Here is a 19746-nt window from a genome sequence, read left to right on the forward strand (position 1 = left end):
TAGTGTCGTGAGTGCCGAGGCCACGCTGCCGCCCGGGGAGCTGACGCTGGTCGCCGGCGCTCCCGCCAACGGCGGCAGCTGCGTGGCGCACCACGAAGGCCGGGTGGTGTTCGTTCGCTACGCCCTACCCGGTGAGCGGGTGCGGGTACGGGTCACCGCGGACCGGGGATCCTATTGGCACGCAGAGGTTGTCGAAGTAATCGACGCGTCGGCGGATCGGACCGATTCGTTGTGCCCGATCGCGGGCGTTGAGGGCGCCGGGTGTTGCGATCTGGCATTCGCCGCCCCGGAAGCGGTTCGGACGCTCAAGGGACAGGTGGTGGCCAATCAGCTGGAGCGCCTTGGCGGCCATCACTGGAGCGGTGAGGCGCAACCACTTTCGGATTGCGGACCCACCGGCTGGCGCACCCGGGTGCGCCTCGAGGTGGGCGCGGACGCCCGCCCCGGGTTTCACCGCTACCACAGCGACGAGCTGGTGACCGACTTGCGGTGTGCGCAACTGCCGCCGGGCATGCTGGACGGACTAACCCAGGCGTGTTCTCCGGGCGACCTGTCCCCGAACGCACAGCTGCACGTCGCCGTCGATGACGACGGATGCCGCCATGTGGTGCGCACCGTACGTAAAGGCGGGCGAACGGCGACCAATGTGGTGCAGGGCGACTACGAGGCAACCCAACGCGTCGGGCGGCGCAGCTGGCAGGTGCCGGTGACCGCGTTCTGGCAGGCGCACCGGGATGCGGCGCGGGTGTACAGCGCTCTGATCACCGACTGGGCACAGCCCGCCACCGGCATGAGTGTGTGGGATCTCTACGGCGGCGTCGGCGTTTTCGCCGCCGCCCTGGGCGCCGCGGTGGGGGAGTCCGGACGGGTTCTCTGCGTCGACACCTCGCGCGCGTCGACACGGGCCGCACGGGCCGCTCTGGTTGATCTTCCGCAGGTCGACGTGATCACCGATTCGGTGCGTCGCGCGGTGTCGGCACAGAAAGCCGGTGCCGACGTCGCGGTGCTGGATCCGCCGCGGTCGGGTGCCGGGCGCGACGTCGTCGATCTCCTCGCCGCCGCCGCCGTTCCGCGGGTGGTGCATATCGGTTGTGAGGCAGCATCTTTCGCTCGCGACATCGGCCTGTACCTCGGTCACGGTTATGCCGTCGAGCAGATCGAGGTGTTCGACGCATTCCCGCTGACTCATCACACCGAATGCATCGCGCTGCTGAGCCGCTAGCGGTGCAATGCCGCTGCGGAGATTCCCGCGGCAGGCTAGACTCCGTCGCGGTGTGCCGGGAAGTCTGGTCGGCGATTTCGTCATCGAACCATCGAGAGGCTCGGGTGGCTGCCGCCGAACAACGACCTGCGACCGTCCGACTCATGCTCACCCACGGGTGGGCGCCGTGAACGAAACTCTGCGGTACGCATTGCTGGTCTTGCTCGCCAGTGCCGTCGGTTTGATTGCGGTGTTGGCGAACCGGCTGACCGAGCGGGTCAAAATCCCGGTGCCCCTGCTGGTTCTGGTCGGAGCCGCGGTCGCGGCGCACACCGTGGCCGCGGTGCAGTCGCCGTCGGAGCCGACCGTCGAGCGGGTGATCACGATCGCGCTGGTGCTGGTGCTGTTCGACGGCGGCATGCACATCGGCCCGGCGCGCTTCCGCGCGGCCGCTGCCCCGATCCTTTCGGTCGGCGTCGTGGGCACCGCGCTCACCGCCGCCGGCGCCGCGGTGATCCTGCACTACCTCACCGGAATCGATTGGTTCCCTGCGGTGCTCGTGGCCACCGCGGTGGCGCCCACCGATCCGGCGGTGGTCTTCTCGGTACTGGGCAAACGCGAGATCGCCGGTCGCAGCAGCACCATCCTGGAGGGCGAATCCGGCGCCAACGACCCGGTCGGCATCGCCCTGATGGTCAGCCTGATCGCCGCCGGTGGCCTCAGCGTTGCCGGCTTCGTCAGCGTCGGAACGCAATTCGTTCTGCAAATGGCGATTGGTCTGGCCGTCGGGGTGATCGGCGGTCGCGCCCTGCTGGTGTTCATGCGCCGCGTGGCACTGCCTAGCGAAGGCCTCTACCCGCTGCGGACACTGGCATCCAGCCTGATGCTGTACGGCATCGCCACGCTGGCGCACGGCTCCGGTTTTCTGGCGGTGTTCGTCGCGGGCATCGTGATCGGCGACGCTCGCGCGCCCTACAAGCCGGATATCAAGCGATTCCACGCCGCGTTGGCGGGTCTGGCCGAAATCGTCGCGTTCGCCGTCCTGGGGTTGACCGTCGACCTCAACGTCCTTGCCCACCCCGACGTATGGATTCCCGGGCTCGTCCTCGGCGCGGCCCTGACCGTGGTGATTCGGCCGCTGGCGGTGGGATCCTGCCTGCTTCCCGTGCGGCTGCAGCGAAACGAACGCAGCTTCATCCTCTTCGCCGGCCTCAAGGGTGCGGTGCCGATCCTGTTGGGCGAGTTCCTGCGGGCCGCGCACGTCGCCGATGCGGAGCGGCTGTACGGGATCGTGGTCATCGTCGTGATCTTCTCGGTGCTGGTGCAAGGCAGCTTGGTGCCCGGTGTCGCACAACTGCTGCGCCTGCCCATGCGTACCGTCGAGACGCAGCCGTGGGAGATCGGTATCCGGCTGCAGGACGAACCCGAGGGGATCCATCGCCTGCGCGTTGCGTCGGGGTCGGCCGCCGAGGGCTGCACGATCGAGGGTCTCGGCGATCGTGCCGGAGACATCTGGGTGAGCATGGTGGTGCGCGCCACCGGCCTGGTGCCGGTGCGGGGCGACACCGAACTGGAGGCCGGCGACGAGGTCGTCGTCCTGGCCGATCCCGAACTTCGCGACAGCCTGGCCGAACTGTTCGGCACTTCGTAGGCAGCTACATCCGACGTGGGCTGCGTAGACTGACGTGATGCTGGAACAGATCCGCGGCCCTGCCGATCTGCAGCACCTTTCCCAACAGCAGCTCCGCGATCTGGCTGAGGAGATCCGCGAGTTCCTGATCCACAAGGTGGCTGCGACCGGGGGCCACCTGGGGCCGAATCTCGGCGTCGTCGAGCTGACGTTGGCGCTGCACCGGGTGTTCGACTCACCGCACGATCCGATCATCTTCGACACAGGTCACCAGGCCTACGTGCACAAGATGCTGACCGGACGCGCCCACGACTTCGAGACGCTGCGCAAAAAGGGCGGTCTGTCGGGGTATCCGTCGCGCGCCGAGAGCGAGCACGACTGGGTGGAGTCCAGCCACGCCAGTGCGGCCTTGTCCTACGCCGACGGCCTGGCCAAGGCGTTCGAACTGACCGGACACCGCAACCGGCATGTGGTCGCGGTCGTCGGGGACGGCGCGCTGACCGGCGGCATGTGCTGGGAGGCGCTGAACAACATCGCGGCGTCGGGTCGTCCGGTGGTCATCGTGGTCAACGACAACGGCCGCAGCTACGCACCCACGATCGGCGGTGTCGCCGACCACCTGGCCATGCTGCGGCTGCAGCCGGCCTACGAGCAGGCGCTGGAAAAGGGCCGTGACGTGGTGCGTGCGGTGCCGCTGATCGGCGAGATCTGCTACCACTTCATGCACAGCGTCAAGGCGGGCATCAAGGACTCGCTGGCCCCGCAGCTGCTGTTCACCGACCTCGGACTGAAATATGTCGGCCCGGTCGACGGTCACGACGAACGCGCCGTGGAGGCCGCGCTGCGCCGGGCCCGCGGGTTCGGCGGCCCGGTAATCGTCCACGTGGCCACCCGCAAGGGCATGGGATACGGCCCGGCCGAGGCCGACGAAGCCGAACAGATGCACTCCACCGCGCCGATCGACCCGGCCACCGGCCAGGCCACCAAGATCCCGGGCCCGGGCTGGACGGCGACCTTCTCCGACGCGCTGATCGCTTACGCCAGAAAGCGCCGCGACATCGTGGCGATCACGGCGGCGATGCCCGGCCCGACCGGGCTGTCGGCGTTCGGGCAGCGGTTCCCGGACCGGTTGTTCGACGTCGGCATCGCCGAGCAGCACGCGATGACGTCGGCCGCCGGCCTGGCAATGGGTGGGATGCACCCGGTGGTGGCGATCTACTCGACGTTCCTCAACCGGGCATTCGACCAGATCATGATGGACGTGGCGCTGCACAAGCTGCCCGTCACCATCGTGCTCGACCGTGCCGGGGTCACCGGTTCCGACGGCCCCAGCCACAACGGCATGTGGGACCTGTCTATGCTGAACATCGTGCCCGGCATGCGGGTGGCGGCCCCGCGCGACGCCACCCGGCTGCGCGAAGAACTCGGCGAGGCGCTGGAGGTCGACGACGGCCCTACCGCGCTGCGGTTCCCCAAAGGTGATGTGGGCGAAGATATTCCGGCTCTGGAACAACGGTCGGGAGTGGATGTGCTCGCGGTGCCCGCCGACGGGCTAAACCACGATGTGCTGCTGGTGGCCGTCGGCGCGTTCGCCTCGATGGCGCTCGAGGTGGCCAAGCGGCTGCACAACCAGGGCATCGGTGTGACCGTGATCGACCCGCGGTGGGTGCTGCCGGTCTCCGACGGTGTTCTCGAATTGGCGGTGCAGCACAAGCTGCTCGTCACATGCGAGGACAACGGCGTCAATGGTGGTGTGGGTTCGGCGGTTTCGGCCGCGCTGCGCCGCGCCGACATCGACATGCCATGCCGCGACGTCGGCCTGGATCAAGAGTTCTACGAGCACGCCTCACGCAGTGAGGTACTCGCCGATGTCGGGCTGACCGACCAGGATGTGGCCCGCCGGATCACCGGTTGGGTTGCCGCCCTAGCCAGTAACGAATCCGAAGCGGAGATCCGCGAGCACCTGGACTAGAACCAATTTGGTGCATCAGGCCACCGGGCCAAAGCAATACAATAGAAATAGTGGATCAAGGACACAATCGGTGCTTGCCCACCCGACCGCAAGCCTCGACGAGAAGGACCTGGTCAATGAGCACAGACCGCCACCCACAACTGGCTCAGGCGCTGGAATACGGACAGCAATTGCAATCGGCCCTCGAGGACGACCTGTACCGCACCCACACTGAAACCTTCACGGCCACCGACGAAGCCAAGACCGTCGAAGTGACCGTGAACGGGCGCCGCAACGTCACCGACCTCCAAATCGAAGATGGCCTGCTGCGGCTGGGCGCCGAAACGGTCGAACAGCGCGTCAACGAGGCGTTGCGCAACGCGGCGGCCGTGGTGAATGCGGCCAACGAAGCCCAGCAGCAACGGCTGATCGAGTCCCTGGCCGGCATTGCCGGGTCGATGACGGACACGTTGGGCTTGGCCTAACCGCGAAGGCCCGCTCAGAGTCGCCGGCGCGGTGGGCGATCAGCCATTGTTGTATCGGGTCGCGAACACGCGGGCCTGGGTCTCGGTAGCTCGCTGCGGCGACGCCAACTCCATGCCCTTCTCCAGCAGGTCGCTGACAGCATCGGGATCACCCGCCCCCAGCTCGCACATGGTCTCGAACAGGAACTCATGCTGGGCGGCTTGCCCCTTTTGGGCCGCCAGGTGCGCAATGACGAGGATCTCCTCGGCCAGCTGCGATTCGGTAAGGCGTGTCACGTCTGCGGACAGAGCCACCCGCTCGATCGCGCCGTCCCCGAGTGCCGAAACCGATACTGTCCCAGGAGGATTGGTCACGGTGAACAGCGCTATGACGTCTTCGGCTTCCTCGGGGGCGTGTGTCACCGAATCGATGGCCTCCAGCACCGTCGTGGCCTCTTCGGGCGCGGCCGGTGCATATACGGGTGACATGTCGACGGCTTCGCTCGCTGACTCTGCCCCGACGTCTGCGGTGGCGGCGGAGAAGTCAAGGGCGGCCGACGCGTCGGTGCCGGTGTCGGCGGGTTCACCGGCGGAGAAATCCATCGCGGCGAAGAGGTCATCGCCGCCGTCTTCGTTCTTACCCGGATCCTGGGCCATTGCGTCCTACTCTCATCGCGGCTGTCGGTGGAATGCCTGCTTTTCGCCCTGCTTGCTCAGCCGGGGCGCAGCTGGGTGTCGAGGTCTTGAGCGGCCTTCTGGTCGGTGCCCTCGTACGCTTGGGCGGCCACACGCAATTTCGTGGCGAGGTCGTCGGCAACCTTGATCATCAGACCGAGCGCCTCGGTGCGGCGAGCCTCGACCTCGACCACCGCATCGTTGCCGGGTCCGCAGGCCACACCATGGCTGACCCACGCGTTGACGCCGACTCCCTCGACCGCGGTGGCCGATTTCTTGAAGTCTTCGGTGGTTCTCTGCTGCGCCGCCGCGAGCACGTCGACGAGATATTTTGAGGTGACGCTCAGATTTGTCATCGGATTCTCCTCGATGTCTGGTTCGCGATGTCTAGTTCGCCGCTACCGGCCCCTGCGCCTGCTCAGCTCCGGGTGCCGTGAGTTCGACGGGCGGGCGCTCGGTGGCCTCGTTGCCTGCGGCCGCACCCGCGATGTCCTCGTTCACTGTGGCTTCCTCGGGGGCGGCGCTCCCGGGAGCGGTGGGTTCGCCGGCGGCCGGGGCCGTCTTGCCGCGCTGAGCGGTGGTGACCGGCGGCTGCGTGACGGGGCTCAGAACGGCCGAAGTTTGCTGGCCCGGCAGGTCTTCGTCCCGGGCGGGCTCGCGGATTAGCGGGGTCAGGCTGGGCAGGCCGCTTACCGGTCGTTCCGGCATTTGGGTCGGCTGACTGTGGTTACGGACAATCGTCGATTCGGTCGGCGCGGCCTGGCCCGTTGACGGGGCCGGGTCGGGCATGGCCATCGCAGCGGTCCCGCTGGAGAAGTTGGAGACTTTAGAGCCTTTCGCGGGTGCCGTGCGGACGGTCGGCAAAATGTGAGAATCCGACAGGTAACTGGTCATTTCGGTGATAATCTTCTCGTATTCTTCGACCACTGCCTTTATCTTCGGCCTGGTCTCGGTGCCCGAATAGAATTCCATGTAACCGAGGGCACTTACCGTCGCTGCGATCGCGGCCAGGGTGACTACTTTCTGAAACACCAACGACGAGGCTTCGCTGCCGTATGCTTTGATCAGTAGGGCAACAAATATGCACCCGGTAAGACCGTCCTTGATGCCCGCGACCGCACGGCGTATTTCAGTGAGCTGAGCGACTTCAGCGGCAAGCGCATCCATCATCGCCTGATCCTTTTTTTGCATCAGGGAAACACGATTCAGTTGGGCTTGGTTCTGCTTGGCATACTCTTGCGACGCGGTGGACTCCCACCTGCTGTCGGGGATGGCCGACTCCAAGTCCCGCTTGGGCGAGTCGAGTTTCGAACGGGCATTGTCGAATTCGACTCCCTTGGTTGCGTCACCAAGACCGAGGCAGTATTCGAAGACCGTAATGGCGACGATGCCCCACTCGATAATCGGCACCTCTGCCGCCCAGGGATTGGTTCGCTCCTGCAGGCCACGTTCTATTTCAGCCTTAATTCTTCGCTCGGCGATGCCCTTGACGATGATTTTGGTGGTTTCCATGCCGAATGCGCCGGCGCCGATGCCCGTCGCAATCCAATCCTTGGCGGCGATATTCCTTCCAATGCCGGCGAGACTACCCACGAGGCCGCCGATTTCTGATGCTGCAACGGCCATTTTGAGATACCCTTCTCCGAGTTGGAACTTGTCTCTTATCGCAAGTTTAACGGCACTCTGCGAGTGCCCTGTGCACCAATTTCCCCACACTCAGGAATTTATACAGTTATTACTCAGGTTTCCACAGTTTATTGTAAGGTTCGCGCTACTTTTTGCAACCGCGCATAACGCTGTGACGAAAATTGACGAGTCGTTAGCTGGCGGCTGGCGGACGTCGAGTACACACCGGCCATCGCCTACGGCGCTGAGCTGCCTTCGGTTTTGGGGGGCGGTTGCAGCGCGGTCGCCAGCACCGGATCGACGAGCTCGCGTTGCCAGGCCCGCGCGTGCCCGGCGCACAAGAACTCTTCGACGGCCTCGACCGGGTCCGGCGCGTCGGCCCAGTCCCAGCACAGTCGTCGCACCAGGTCGGGTGAAACCAGGTTCTCGGTCGGAACCTTCACCTGCTCAGACAGTTTCGACAGCCCGGCCCGGGCCGCCTCCAGCCGGGCGGCCGCTTCCGGCTTGCGCCTGCTCCACCGCGCCGGCGGCGGCGGACCGTTCGTCGGCTCGGCGTCTTCGGGCGGGTCCGGACTGGTGCGGGCCGCTTCCAGCGCGCCCAACCAGGTCGCTGCGCTGCGCCGCTGGTTGCGCCCGCCGAACACCGGCAACGCGACCAGGTCTTCGATCGTCTTCGGATTGGCGATCGCGGCCTCGATGATGGCCGAATCCGGCAGGATGCGCCGCGGCGCGATGTCGCGTCGCTGGGCGATGTTGTCGCGGGTCGTCCACAGTTCACGCACCGCCGCCAAACCGCGGCGGTCGCGCACCTTGTGGATGCCCGACGTGCGCCGCCAGCGCTCGCGCCGGGGCGTGGGCTCCTTGCTGCCGACGCTGCGCAGGTAATCGAATTCTTGTGCAGCCCAATCGGTTTTGCCTTGTTCGGCCAGCTCCGCGGCGATCGCCGCACGAAGTTCGACCAGCAGTTCCACGTCGAGCGCCGCATAGTTGAGCCACTCGGTGGGCAGCGGCCGCTTGGACCAGTCGGCCGCACCGTGACCCTTGACCAGACCATGCCCCAGCAGCCGTTCGGTCATCGCCGCCAGGTTCACCCGCTCGAACCCGGCCAGGCGCCCGGCGAGCTCGGTGTCGTATAGCGCCGGCGGGTGCATGCCGACCTCGGCCAGACACGGCAGATCCTGATCGGCCGCGTGCAGGATCCATTCGTCGGTGCTGAGCACCTCGGCGACGGGCCGCAGCGCCGTCAGCGGATCGGCGCCGTGGCTGACCGGGTCGATCAGCACGGTGCCGGCGCCGGCCCGTCGGATCTGGATCAGGTAGGCCCGGTTGGAGTAGCGGAAACCGGACGCCCGCTCGGCGTCCACCGCGAACGGCCCGTGCCCGCTGTCCAGGAACTGTGCGGCGTCCGCGATCTGGCTGACGGTCACCGCCAGGTCGGGTATGCCCTCGGCCGGCTGCAACAGCGGGGTGGGTTCGGATTCGGCGCTGCCGGGCGCGCTGCCGTCGGGCGCGGTGCCGTTGGGCCCAGGGTCCTCCGGCTCGGACATGTCAGGCGCGTGACCGCGAGCTCAGGTCGGTGACCCCGGCCGGCGGTAGGCCCGCGGCGTGCTCCAGCACCTCGCAAAACGCTTCGACATGTGCGCCGATGGCGGGTGTGGTCGCGGTCCAGGAGGCCCGTAGCTCGAGCTGGTGGGCGCGCGGGGGCCCGGAGATGTCGCCGTAGCGCACGGAGGTGGTGGCGGTGACGGTGCCGCCCAGCGCCGTGACCTGGTCCGTCCGGGCTTCCAGCGCGTCGACCAACCAGCTCCACGCCACTTCGGGCAGCAGGGGATCGACGGCCTCACTGGAATCCAGGTCGGCCTGAATGTAGGCGACCAGGCGGGTGGTGCCGTCCCAGGCGTCGGCGCCGTCCGGGTCGTAGAGCAGGATCAGCCGGCCGAACGCGTCGCCCTCCGAACGCTCGGGGACGATCTCGAGGTCGGGGTGCTTCACCTCGGCCCCCAGCGCGTAGCTGAAGGGCGCCAGGCGCTGCGGCGGCCGGATCGGGCCGAGCTCGATCTCCGGCCGGGCGTTGACGGCGTTCATGGCCGCCACCGCCTCGCGGAACGGGCCTGGTTCGACTGAGGTCACTGGCGCAACTCCTCCTCGTCGCTCCCGCTCCGCATCGTCGTATGCGCGGGTCACAGCGTTCGACGCTAGACCCATCGCCCGACACGCCGCGACAGGCGCGCCGGTTTCCAAACCCGTCGCGACCAACCTGTTACCCGGTTGTGTCACGTCGTATTCATTTGCTGTTTAGCCTGCTCAGGGGCTATTCAGCCGCTGAATCGGGCCGGGCGCTTCTCGCGATGCGCCGCCAGCCCTTCCTGCACGTCGGGGCCGCTGAAACTCAAGAATTCCAGGCCGAGCGACGTCTCGAAGGCGGGCGCGAACATCCGATACCAGTAGTTGAGGCTGTGTTTGGTCCACCGGATCGCGGTTTGGGCTCCTTGCGCCAGGTCGTTGGCGATGCCGGCCGCTCTCGAGAGCACGTCGTCGTCGTCGACACAGAGGGATACCAGGCCGATCCGCTCGGCTTCCTCGCCCAGCAGGGTGTCGCAGGTGAGCAGGTAGTACTTGGCCTTGGCCATGCCGACCAGCAGCGGCCAGCAGATCGCCGCGTGGTCGCCCGCGGCCACCCCGAGCTTGGTGTGCCCGTCGATGATCTTGGCGGTCCGCCCGGCCACCGAGATGTCGGAGAGCAGCGCCACCACCAGGCCGGCGCCGACGGCGGGGCCGCGGATCGCCGAGACCATCGGCTTGTCGAAGTTGACGATGTTGAGCACCAGATCGCGGGCCTCGCGCATGATGCGAAGCCGGCCCTCGTAGTCGCCGATGGTTTCGGTGATCAGGTCGAAACTGCCGCCGGACGAAAACGCCTTGCCTTCACCGCGGATCAGGACGACCCGTACGGCGGGGTCGCGATTGATGGCCGGCCAGACGTCGGCGAGGTCGCGGTGCATCTGCGGCCCGACCGAATTCAGCCCGGGGGCGTCGAGAACCACCGTGAGGACGCCGTTCTCGCCGTGTTCGAAGCGCAGGCTGGGGAATTCGTCGTAGTTGACGGAGATCGGTGCGACTGACACTGGGTTGATGTTACGCAGCGTGGCCAGGTGCTCCAGGGGCCGCCGCCGGGCCCCCGTGGCAGCATTGAGGTCGATGAGTACGCGTCGCGACCTTCCCGAGTCGCCCTACCTGGCTGCCGTCACCGGCCGCAAACCCGCCCGGGTGCCGGTGTGGTTCATGCGGCAGGCCGGGCGTTCGCTGCCCGAATATCGCGCCTTGCGTCAGCAACACAGCATGCTGGCGGCGTGTTTTGAGCCCGAGGTGGTCTGCGAGATCACCCTGCAACCGATCCGGCGCCATGACGTCGACGCCGCGATCTTGTTCTCCGACATCGTGGTTCCGCTGCGCGCCGCGGGCATCGACTTGGACATCGTCCCCGACGTCGGACCGGTGATCGCACACCCGATCCGCACCGACGCCGATATCGAGGCGATGAAACCGCTTGAACCGCAAGCGATTCAGCCGGTCTGCCGGGCGGTTTCGCTACTCGTCGACGCGCTGGGCGCGGTGCCGCTGATCGGTTTCGCCGGTGCGCCCTTCACGCTGGCGTCCTATCTGGTCGAAGGCGGCCCCAGCCGTAACCACGCCCGCACCAAGGCGATGATGCTGGCCGAGCCGGCCAGCTGGCACGCGCTGATGTCGAAGCTCACCGATCTCACCGTGGAATTCCTGCGCGGCCAGATCGGCGCCGGGGTGGACGCCATTCAGCTGTTCGACTCGTGGGCGGGAACGTTGTCGCTGGCCGATTACCGCCAATACGTGCTGCCGCACAGCAGCCGGGTGTTCGCGACGCTTGCCGAATACGGCTTGCCGATGACGCATTTCGGGGTCGGGACGGCGGAACTGCTGGGCGCGATGGGCGAAGCGGGCCCGACGGTCGTCGGCGTCGATTGGCGCACCTCGCTCACCGACGCCGCGGCCAGGGTGCGGTCCGGCACGGCGCTGCAGGGCAACCTCGACCCGGTGGTGTTGCTGGCGGGCTGGCCGGTAGTGGAGCGCGCGGCGCGCGCCGTCGTCGACGATGGCCGTCGCGCCGTCGACGCCGGGGCCGCGGGCCACGTCTTCAATCTCGGTCACGGAGTGCTGCCCGAGACCGACCCCGGCGTGCTGACCGACCTGGTGTCGCTGGTCCACTCGTTATGACCCCGCGGTCGTATTGTGTTGTGGGCGGCGGAATTTCCGGTCTGACGGCGGCCTACCGGCTGCGGATGGCGGCGGGGGACGACGCGAACATCACGCTGTTCGAACCGGGCGAGCGGCTCGGCGGGATCTTGCGCACCGAGCAGCTGGGCGGGCGGGCGATGGACCTGGGCGCCGAGGCGTTCGTGCTGCGCCGGCCCGAGATGCCGGAACTGCTGGCCGAACTGGGCCTGTCCGACCGTCAGCTCGGCACCACCGGTGCCCGGCCGTTGATCTACAGCCAGCGACGGCTGCACCCGCTGCCGGCGGGCACGGTCGTCGGGATTCCCTCGTCGGCGGCGTCGGTGGCCGGACTGGTCGACGACGACACCATCGCGCGCATCGACGCCGAGCCGGGCCGGCCGCTGGATTGGCAGCCCGGAAGCGACCCGGCCGCAGCGGAATTGGTGGGCGACCGGTTCGGCGAGCAGACCGTGGCGCGATCCGTCGATCCGCTGCTGAGCGGGGTGTATGCGGGCTCGGCGGCCACGATCGGCCTGCGCGCCGCGGCCCCCAGCGTTGCGGCGGCATTGGATCGCGGCGCCACCAGCCTGACCGACGCGGTACGGCAGGCGCTGCCGCCGGCGACGGGCATGCCGGTGTTCGGTGCGCTGGACGGCGGCTATCAGGTGCTGCTCGACGAGCTCGTCGCGCGCGCCCGGCCGCGGTGGGTTCGCGCCGCGGTGGACCGGCTCGAGCGTGCCGGACACGGCTGGACGCTGCGCGATGACACCGGGGCCGTCTGGAGTGCCGACGCGGTGATCCTGGCGATCCCCGCGCCGCGGCTGGCACGCCTGATCTCTCGCGTGGCGCCGGAGACGTTCGCCGCCGCGCGCCGCATCACGAGTGCGTCGGCGGTGGTAGTGGCGCTCGCCGTGCCCGGCGATACCGCGTTCCCGGCGTGCTCGGGCGTGCTGGTAGCCAGCGGTGAGCAGTTGCGGGGCAAGGCGATCACCCTGTCGTCGCGCAAATGGGGCATCCCGGGTGACCTCCAATTCCTGCGGGTGTCGTTCGGGCGATTCGGCGACCAGCTGGCCGCCACCGCCTCCGACGAGGAGCTCCTGGCCTGGGCGGTCGACGACCTGGCCACCGTGTTCGGGCTGGCCGTCGAGCCGGTGGACGCCCGTGTGCAGCGGTGGATCGAGGCGATGCCGCAGTACGGGCCGGGTCACGCCGAGGTGGTCGCGCGACTGCGAGACGGGCTGCCGGCGACGTTGGCCGTGGCGGGCAGCTATCTGGACGGGATCGGTGTGCCGGCCTGCATCGGCGCGGCGGGCAAGGCCGTCGAGCGTGTGATCAGGGCCATCGAGGCCGCCAACCCGGAAGTGGCACGATAGGTCTCATGGCCAAGATCGACTTTGACGCCCTGAACTCCACGATTCGCTATCTGATGTTCTCGGTGTACTCGGTGGAGCCCGGCGAGCTCGGCGAACACCGTGAAGCCGTAATCGACGACGCGACGCGGTTTTTCAAGCAGCAGGAGGAACGCGGTGTCGTGGTGCGCGGCCTCTACGACGTCGCCGGTCTGCGGGCCGACGCCGACTTCATGATCTGGACGCACGCCGAGCGCGTCGAGGCACTGCAAGCCACCTACGCCGATTTCCGCCGCACCACCGCCCTGGGCCAGGTCAGCGCGCCGGTGTGGAGCAGTGTGGCGCTGCACCGGCCGGCGGAGTTCAACAAGAGCCACATCCCGGCGTTCCTGGCCGGCGAGGAACCCGGCGCCTACATCTGCGTGTATCCGTTCGTGCGGTCCTACGAGTGGTACTTGCTGCCCGAGGAGGAACGCCGCCGCATGCTGGCCGAACACGGCATGGCCGCACGCGAGTACAAGGACGTCCGCGCCAACACCGTTCCGGCGTTCGCGCTCGGTGACTACGAATGGATCCTGGCCTTCGAGGCACCCGAACTGCACCGCATCGTCGACCTAATGCGCGAATTGCGCGCCACCGACGCGCGCCGGCACACCCGCGAGGAGACGCCGTTCTTCACCGGGCCGCGGGTGCCCATCGAGCAGTTGGTGAACGCCCTGCCGTGACCGGCGATCCACAAACGAAGGGGGAGATATGACAACCGATTTCGACCCGAACGATCCCACCCGTTTCGAAGAGATGTACCGCGACGAGCGAACGTCGCACGGCCTGCCCACCGCCACACCGTGGGACATCGGCGGCCCGCAGCCGGTGGTCCAGCAGCTGGTCGCACTGGGCGCAATCAAGGGTGAGGTGCTCGACCCAGGGACAGGTCCCGGCCATCACGCGATCTACTACGCTTCCAAGGGCTACTCGGCGACCGGCATCGACGGGTCCGCGAGCGCCCTGGAGCGGGCCCGCGAAAACGCCCAAAAGGCCGGTGTGACAGTCGATTTCGAGCTGGCCGATGCCACCAAGCTGGCAGGCCTGGAGAACCGGTTCGACACCGTGGTGGACTGCGCGTTCTATCACACCTTCAGCAGCGAGCCCGAGCTTGCGCAGTCCTACGCGCACGCGCTGTGGCGGGCCACCAAGCCGGGCGCGCGGCTCTACATGTTCGAGTTCGGCGCGCACGACGTCAACGGGTTTACGATGATGCGGTCGTTGTCCGAGAAGGACTTTCGCGACGTGCTTCCGGCCGGCGGCTGGGAGATCACCTACCTGGGCACCACTACCTACCAGGTCAACGTCAGCGCGGAGAGCATCGAGATGATGGCCAAGCGCAATCCCGACATGGCCGAGCACGCCGAGGACATGCTGAAGCGGTACCGCGCGATGGAGCCTTGGCTCAAGGGCGGCCGGGTACACGCGCCGTTCTGGGAAGTGCACGCCACCCGCGCGGACTGACCGGCCTTTGGCGTCCGGCCCGTTGACTGTGACGCCAGGGCGCGAATTTCAGCGATTCCCGACCTGCGTGCAACCCGGCGCCCGCACCGCACACTCGAGGCCGTCAGCGCACGGTCAACTGCGCGCTATTGGTTGCCGCGGGTCGCCTCGGCCAGCGCGTTGGCCTCCCGCTCACCCTTCTGGTGATGGCTCAGCGCGCGCACCGAGACGTCATGGCCTTCGGCCGCCCGGCGTAGGGCGCCGACGGTGGCCTGCTCGCGCGGATGCTGCGGGTCAAAGGAATACCAGCGCATGGCGTTTTCGTGGGTGATCTTGTTGATGTCAGATTCCGCAACTCCGTTGTCGCTGAGCACATCCCACAACTGTTCGGGCGCCCCGGGCCACATCGAATCGCTGTGCGGGTAATCGGCCTCCCACGCGATGTTGTCGATGCCGATTTGGTGTCGCAGCTGGACGCCGACCTGATCGCTGATGAAGCAGGTCAGGAAGTGCTCGCGGAATACCTCGCTGGGCAGCTTGCCGCCGAAGTCCTGGTGGGTCCACGTCGAATGCATCTCGTAGGTGCGGTCGGCGCGCTCCAGGAAGTAGGGAATCCACCCGGTGCCGCCCTCGCTCAGGGCGATCTTGAGATCGGGGTATTTCTTGATCGGCGCCGACCACAGCAGGTCCGCGGCCGCCTGCACGATGTTCATCGGCTGCAGCGTGATCATCACATCCATCGGTGCATCCGCCGCGGTGATCGCCAGCTTTCCCGACGAGCCGATGTGCACGTTCATCACCGTGTCGGTGTCGCACAGGGCTTTCCAGAGCGGGGTCCAGTAGTCATCGTGAAAACTCGGATACCCCATCGCCGCAGGGTTTTCGGTGAACGTCAGCGCGTGCACGCCGCGATTGGCGTTGCGTCGCACCTCGGCCGCGCATGCCTCGGCGTCCCAGATCACCGGCAGGCACATCGGGATGAACCGTGCCGGGTACGCCCCGCACCACTGCTCGACATGCCAGTCGTTGTAGGCCCGCAGCAGGGCCAGGCCGAACTCGTGGTCCTCGTTGGCGAACAACCGGCCGGCGAACCCGGGAAACGTCGGGAAGCAGATCGAGGCGAAGATTCCGCCCGCGTTCATGTCCTTGATCCGCTCGTCGACCTGCCAGCAGCCGGGCCGGATCTCGTCGAGCCCCTGCGGTTCGAGCCCGTACTCCTCCTTTGGGCGCCCCGCCACCGCGTTGAGCGCGACATTCGGGATCACCACGTCGCGAAATTGCCAGCTATCACTGCCATCTGGGTTGTGCACCAACCGCGGCGCCTCTTCGAGGTACTTCTTCGGCAAGTGGTCCTTGAACATGTCCGGTGGTTCGACGATATGGTCGTCGACGCTGATCAGGATCATGTCGTCTTTGGTCATGTGCGCCCGCTTCCCGATGGTTGGCTGTGGGCCATACTGTTGGGGCAACGGTACAGCAGCCGACGCCGCGGCGAAAGCATGCGATCAGACGGTAGCCACGCGTGCGACGAGTGTGCGGCCAGGGCGCGAATTCCGCCGATTTTGCGCCCTCGGCGCACGCTCAACGCCCTCGGCGCACGCTCAACGCCCTCGGCGCACGCTCAACGCCCCCGGTGCGCACCAGAACCCAGAGCCGACGGGCTAGGCCCCGGTCGGCACCAGGCGCAGCGAGATCGAGTTGATGCAGTAGCGCTGATCCGTCGGCGTCGGGTAACCCTCGCCGGCGAACACGTGACCGAGGTGACTGTGGCAGTTCGCGCAGAGCACCTCGGTGCGTGTCGTGCCCATCGAATGGTCGGGCCGCAGGATCACCGCATCCGACTTGGCCGGATCGAAGAACGACGGCCAGCCGCAGTGCGAGTCGAATTTCTCCGTGCTGCGGAACAGCTCTGCTCCGCAAGCCCGGCACTGGTAGACGCCCGCGGTTTTGGTGTCGGTGTACTCACCGACGAACGGGCGTTCGGTGCCCGCGCGACGCAGCACCGCAAACTCCTCGGGAGTCAGTTTCTTGCGCCACTCGTCGTCGGTCAGCTGCAATTTGGGCTGCGACACGTCGGAAGTCATATCTTCACGCTAGCCCTAATGGAGGTGACCCGCCGCGCCCGGCTGCGCCGCGCTCGCGATCGCCGCGTCGTGCTCGCCCTTGGATGCCAGCCAGGCGGGATCGATCCCGCCGTCCAGCCGGTTTTCGGCCTTGGCGTCGCAGTAGCGGAAGTAGAGCACCGTGAACACCACGATCAGCAGCAACGACCAGCCGTAGGTGATCTTGAGGTATTCCAGCGCCCGGCCCCATCGCATCCAGTTGAACAGCAGCCACCGGTCCAGCGTCATGAAGCCGTAGATCCCCAGCCAGGCCGGCCAATTGCGGATCGTGGAGTTGGGCAGCACGACCGTCATCAGGAACGGGAACAGCATCATCGAGTAGTAGCCCTGCGACAGCGACAGGGCCAGCCACGACCACAGCAGCAGCACACCCGCCGAGGTGGTGAACCAGAACAGCGGGTCGCGGGTGCGGTAGTAGCGGTACAGCAGCCAGATCGCGCCGATCGCCAGCCCCGTGAACAGCAGCCGCAGGAACACAATCAGCCAGGTGGGCAGGCCGAAGTACAGACCGTTGCCCTCGATGGAGCTGTTGAAGTAGTCCCGGGTGCCCAGGAAGTACGGCACCGTTTTCGTGACGAAGTCCATCGGATCGGCGACCAACGGCCACGCGGCAACATTGATGACGATCGGAACCGCGAACGCCGGCACCAGCGCCCGCCACTGGCGATTGAGCAGCGGCAGCAGTAGCAGCGGGAGCAGCACCGGTTTCAACGTGAGCGTCAGCCCGATCACCAAACCGGCCCACCACTGATGGTGCTGCTTCCCATCCAGCAGCCACCACAGAAAGAGCATCTCGGCGAGCAGCACGCAGCCGTTGATGTTGGTGAACACCAGCGTGTTCGTCACGGTCTCGGTGCAGAACATGGCCAGCAGCAGGGCCGGGGCCGCCACCGAGGCCAGCGTGAATTTGAACAGCCGCAGCAACAAGTACCAGGCGATCAGGATCGCGATCGTGTTGATCAGGATGAACAGGTAGCGCGACGGCGCGAACGGCAGGTAGCCGAAGGGCGCCATCAGCAGTGTGCCGCCGGGCGGATACAGGTAGTGCGGGTCGACGTAGTCGAAGTGCTCGTTGTAGATGTCCCAGCCTTGCCGGAAGTTCAGCACCGCCCGGTAGACCGGCTTGAAGTCGTCGGTGATATTGCCGTTGGTGGTGATCACGATGCTGCGGTGCAGCACCGAAAAGATCGCCGCCGGCCACAGCGCGGACCGCACAATCGTCGCCGTACTGGGGGGCCCAGAGCGGGGACGGAAGGCGGCCAGCACCCGATCGCGCAGGCCGGTCCGAGTCGAGTCAGCTGCCGTCACCAGCGCACCGTACACCGCGGCGCGGGGCCGTCAGCTCAGGCGGGACAGTATGTGTCGGTTCCGGGCAGCTTGCCGCTGTTGAGATAGCCGACCAGCGGCGGGATCGCGCAGGGCGTGTAGATGCTCGCCCCGTGGCCGATGCCCTGCCACATCACGCGGCGGCTGGCCGCGCCCGCGTTGATGATCGTGGCCGCCGTCTGGGCCACGCCTTCGGAGCCGACGATCGGGTCGCTCTGCACGCCCAGCAACACGACGTCGACCTTGAGTTCCTTCGGCGGTGCCGGCGGCGAGATCGTGGGCCAGTGCACGCACTTGACCAAGTTGAGCGCCGCGACCGTGCCGAACTGCGGATAAAGCTTGCCCCAGGCAACCACGAGTTCACGGATCCGGTCCGGGGTCGGACGGTTGATCGCGTCGCTGCAGGAGCTGACGAACTGACCGTCGGTGTCCTGGGTGGCATCGGCGTGGTTGATCAGGCTGGTCAGCTGATTGGTGTCGCCGGAGCGGGCCGCGGCCAGCGCGTTGGCCAGGGTCGTCGTGGCGTTGACGCGGCCGCCGGACGGGAAGCCCAGCGCGACGGTGATCGCGTTGACGACCTCGGCCAGCGAGGCGCCGCCGGGCCCTCGGCCGGCCCGGGCATCGGCCAGCAGCGCGCTGACGGCACCCTTGGGATCGGGACCCAGTGCGCAGTTCACCGCGATGCATTGCGCGGCGAACGCGTCGAGCGCGGCCTGCTGGCCCTTGACCCGTTGTTCGGCGGCCGCTTCGGCGTTGACGCCCAACGCAATTGGCGAGTCGAGGATCAGCCGGGCGACCTTGTCGGGTCGCGACGATGCGTAGGTCAGCGCTACCTGAGCGCCGTTGCCGACGCCGAGCAACGCGACCCCCGGCACGTCCCAGAGGCTGCGCAGACGTTCGATGTCCGAGGCGGCATGCGAGTTGTCGTAGGCAGTGTCACCCGGCGCAATCGCGTCGGTGCAGCTCGTCGTCGCGTTGTTGGAGATGTCGGACAGATTAGCGACCGGGTCGTCGCCGCTCTGGAATTGCGCCTGATCGCGCATCGCCTGACGGTCGGCGCGATCCCGGCAATCGATCGCGGCCGACATGCCGATGCCGCGGCGGTCCACGGCGACGATCGGGTGGGCCTGCAGCAGATCGTTGCCCGACCGCGAGAGCCAGACCGGCAACTGCGTCGACGACGGCAGGTCGGAGCCCGTCGTGAAGACGACGGGGCCGGCGTCCTTCGGGGTCTGGTTCGACCGGGCACGCACCACGCCGACGGAAACCGTCCCCGATCCGCCGTTGACCGGGTCGAGATCGGCGTCGTAGTTCGCGCAATCCAGCCGCACGCCGACCGGGGCGTTGCGCACGCCGGCGTCGTTGAACACCTTCGACGTGCAGTCGCGCCACGACAAGTCGTTCTTGGGGGCGGCGATCGGCGGCGGACCGGCGGGCGGCGGCTTGGTCGTGGCGGCGCCCTGTGGCCGGGCACCGGAGTTGGTCGCGAAGCGCGGGTCGGCGGCCAGGCCCGGAACGCAGGCGGTCAACAGCGCGGTCACCGCGACCACGGCGGTCGCGGACCTGATGTGCCGACTCATGCCGACCACAGTAGCCATACCGCGCGGTATCACCCGGCTCGGCACGATGGCCCGCTTCACCCCCGGCCGCTTTCGCGGCTGGGGGTGC

At 67.4% G+C, this 19746-nt stretch carries 18 protein-coding genes; 8 read left to right on the top strand and 10 right to left on the bottom strand.

Going from position 1 to position 19746, the window contains the following annotated elements:
- Nucleotides 1-25 precede the first annotated feature (25 nt).
- The 4 genes from MJO58_RS09985 to MJO58_RS10000 all read left to right on the top strand — a co-directional run bounded on the left by MJO58_RS09985 (nt 26) and on the right by MJO58_RS10000 (nt 5267).
- Nucleotides 26-1222 carry a class I SAM-dependent RNA methyltransferase gene (locus MJO58_RS09985; protein ID WP_090608730.1) on the top strand — a complete coding sequence of 399 codons (1197 nt, stop codon included), beginning with the start codon at nt 26-28 and terminating at the stop codon, nt 1220-1222.
- A gap of 166 nt (nt 1223-1388) precedes the next feature.
- Entirely contained in the window at nt 1389-2852 is a 1464-nt protein-coding gene (locus MJO58_RS09990; protein ID WP_239722732.1) for a cation:proton antiporter domain-containing protein, read from the top strand.
- 37 nt (nt 2853-2889) lie between these two features.
- A complete protein-coding gene (gene dxs, locus MJO58_RS09995; protein ID WP_239722733.1) occupies nt 2890-4803 on the top strand; it encodes a 1-deoxy-D-xylulose-5-phosphate synthase in 1914 nt (637 codons plus the stop codon).
- A gap of 116 nt (nt 4804-4919) precedes the next feature.
- Nucleotides 4920-5267 carry a YbaB/EbfC family nucleoid-associated protein gene (locus MJO58_RS10000; RefSeq protein WP_090601337.1) on the top strand — a complete coding sequence of 116 codons (348 nt, stop codon included), beginning with the start codon at nt 4920-4922 and terminating at the stop codon, nt 5265-5267.
- 39 nt (nt 5268-5306) lie between these two features.
- On the opposite strand, the gene MJO58_RS10005 is transcribed toward MJO58_RS10000, so the two are convergent.
- From MJO58_RS10005 to MJO58_RS10030, 6 genes are all read right to left on the bottom strand, one after another.
- Complete coding sequence (locus MJO58_RS10005; RefSeq protein ID WP_239722734.1) at nt 5307-5903, bottom strand: hypothetical protein; 597 nt, start codon at nt 5901-5903, stop codon at nt 5307-5309.
- Between the two features lie 56 nt (nt 5904-5959).
- A complete protein-coding gene (locus tag MJO58_RS10010) occupies nt 5960-6277 on the bottom strand; it encodes an ESX-1 secretion-associated protein (RefSeq protein ID WP_090601339.1) in 318 nt (105 codons plus the stop codon).
- A 31-nt stretch (nt 6278-6308) separates the two neighbouring features.
- On the bottom strand, nt 6309-7547 hold the full coding sequence (locus MJO58_RS10015; RefSeq protein WP_239722735.1) for an EspA/EspE family type VII secretion system effector: 1239 nt from the start codon (nt 7545-7547) through the stop codon (nt 6309-6311).
- A 236-nt stretch (nt 7548-7783) separates the two neighbouring features.
- Complete coding sequence (locus MJO58_RS10020; RefSeq protein ID WP_090601341.1) at nt 7784-9094, bottom strand: HRDC domain-containing protein; 1311 nt, start codon at nt 9092-9094, stop codon at nt 7784-7786.
- Between the two features lies 1 nt (nt 9095).
- Entirely contained in the window at nt 9096-9731 is a 636-nt protein-coding gene (locus MJO58_RS10025; RefSeq protein WP_090601342.1) for a DUF3000 domain-containing protein, read from the bottom strand.
- A 131-nt stretch (nt 9732-9862) separates the two neighbouring features.
- Nucleotides 9863-10657 (bottom strand): enoyl-CoA hydratase/isomerase family protein, encoded by a 795-nt coding sequence (locus MJO58_RS10030; protein WP_090608732.1) that lies wholly within the window; start codon nt 10655-10657, stop codon nt 9863-9865.
- Nucleotides 10658-10745: 88 nt separating this feature from the next.
- On the opposite strand from MJO58_RS10030, the gene hemE reads away from it, so the two are divergent.
- The 4 genes from hemE to MJO58_RS10050 are packed head-to-tail and all read left to right on the top strand — an operon-like array spanning nt 10746 to nt 14650.
- The gene (gene hemE / locus MJO58_RS10035) at nt 10746-11795 is read left to right on the top strand and encodes a uroporphyrinogen decarboxylase (RefSeq protein ID WP_090601343.1); all 1050 of its coding nucleotides are present in this window, start codon (nt 10746-10748) and stop codon (nt 11793-11795) included.
- Nucleotides 11792-13168 (top strand): protoporphyrinogen oxidase, encoded by a 1377-nt coding sequence (locus MJO58_RS10040; RefSeq protein WP_239722736.1) that lies wholly within the window; start codon nt 11792-11794, stop codon nt 13166-13168. Before hemE ends, MJO58_RS10040 begins: the two co-directional genes overlap by 4 nt.
- Before the next feature lie 5 nt (nt 13169-13173).
- On the top strand, nt 13174-13869 hold the full coding sequence (hemQ, locus tag MJO58_RS10045) for a hydrogen peroxide-dependent heme synthase (protein ID WP_090601345.1): 696 nt from the start codon (nt 13174-13176) through the stop codon (nt 13867-13869).
- A gap of 28 nt (nt 13870-13897) precedes the next feature.
- Entirely contained in the window at nt 13898-14650 is a 753-nt protein-coding gene (locus MJO58_RS10050) for a class I SAM-dependent methyltransferase (RefSeq protein WP_239722737.1), read from the top strand.
- 125 nt (nt 14651-14775) lie between these two features.
- Here the strand turns inward: MJO58_RS10050 and MJO58_RS10055 are convergent, their stop codons facing one another.
- The 4 genes from MJO58_RS10055 to MJO58_RS10070 all read right to left on the bottom strand — a co-directional run bounded on the left by MJO58_RS10055 (nt 14776) and on the right by MJO58_RS10070 (nt 19676).
- Entirely contained in the window at nt 14776-16050 is a 1275-nt protein-coding gene (locus MJO58_RS10055; RefSeq protein ID WP_239722738.1) for an amidohydrolase family protein, read from the bottom strand.
- 240 nt (nt 16051-16290) lie between these two features.
- Nucleotides 16291-16701 (bottom strand): peptide-methionine (R)-S-oxide reductase MsrB, encoded by a 411-nt coding sequence (msrB, locus tag MJO58_RS10060; RefSeq protein WP_239723212.1) that lies wholly within the window; start codon nt 16699-16701, stop codon nt 16291-16293.
- Nucleotides 16702-16728: 27 nt separating this feature from the next.
- Nucleotides 16729-18075: an arabinofuranan 3-O-arabinosyltransferase gene (aftC, locus tag MJO58_RS10065; protein WP_239722739.1), complete on the bottom strand. Its 1347-nt coding sequence runs from the start codon at nt 18073-18075 to the stop codon at nt 16729-16731.
- A 20-nt stretch (nt 18076-18095) separates the two neighbouring features.
- A complete protein-coding gene (locus MJO58_RS10070) occupies nt 18096-19676 on the bottom strand; it encodes an alpha/beta hydrolase (RefSeq protein WP_090601349.1) in 1581 nt (526 codons plus the stop codon).
- Between the last annotated feature and the right edge of the window lie 70 nt (nt 19677-19746).

Source organism: Mycobacterium lentiflavum (genome assembly GCF_022374895.2).
Taxonomy (GTDB): domain Bacteria; phylum Actinomycetota; class Actinomycetes; order Mycobacteriales; family Mycobacteriaceae; genus Mycobacterium; species Mycobacterium lentiflavum.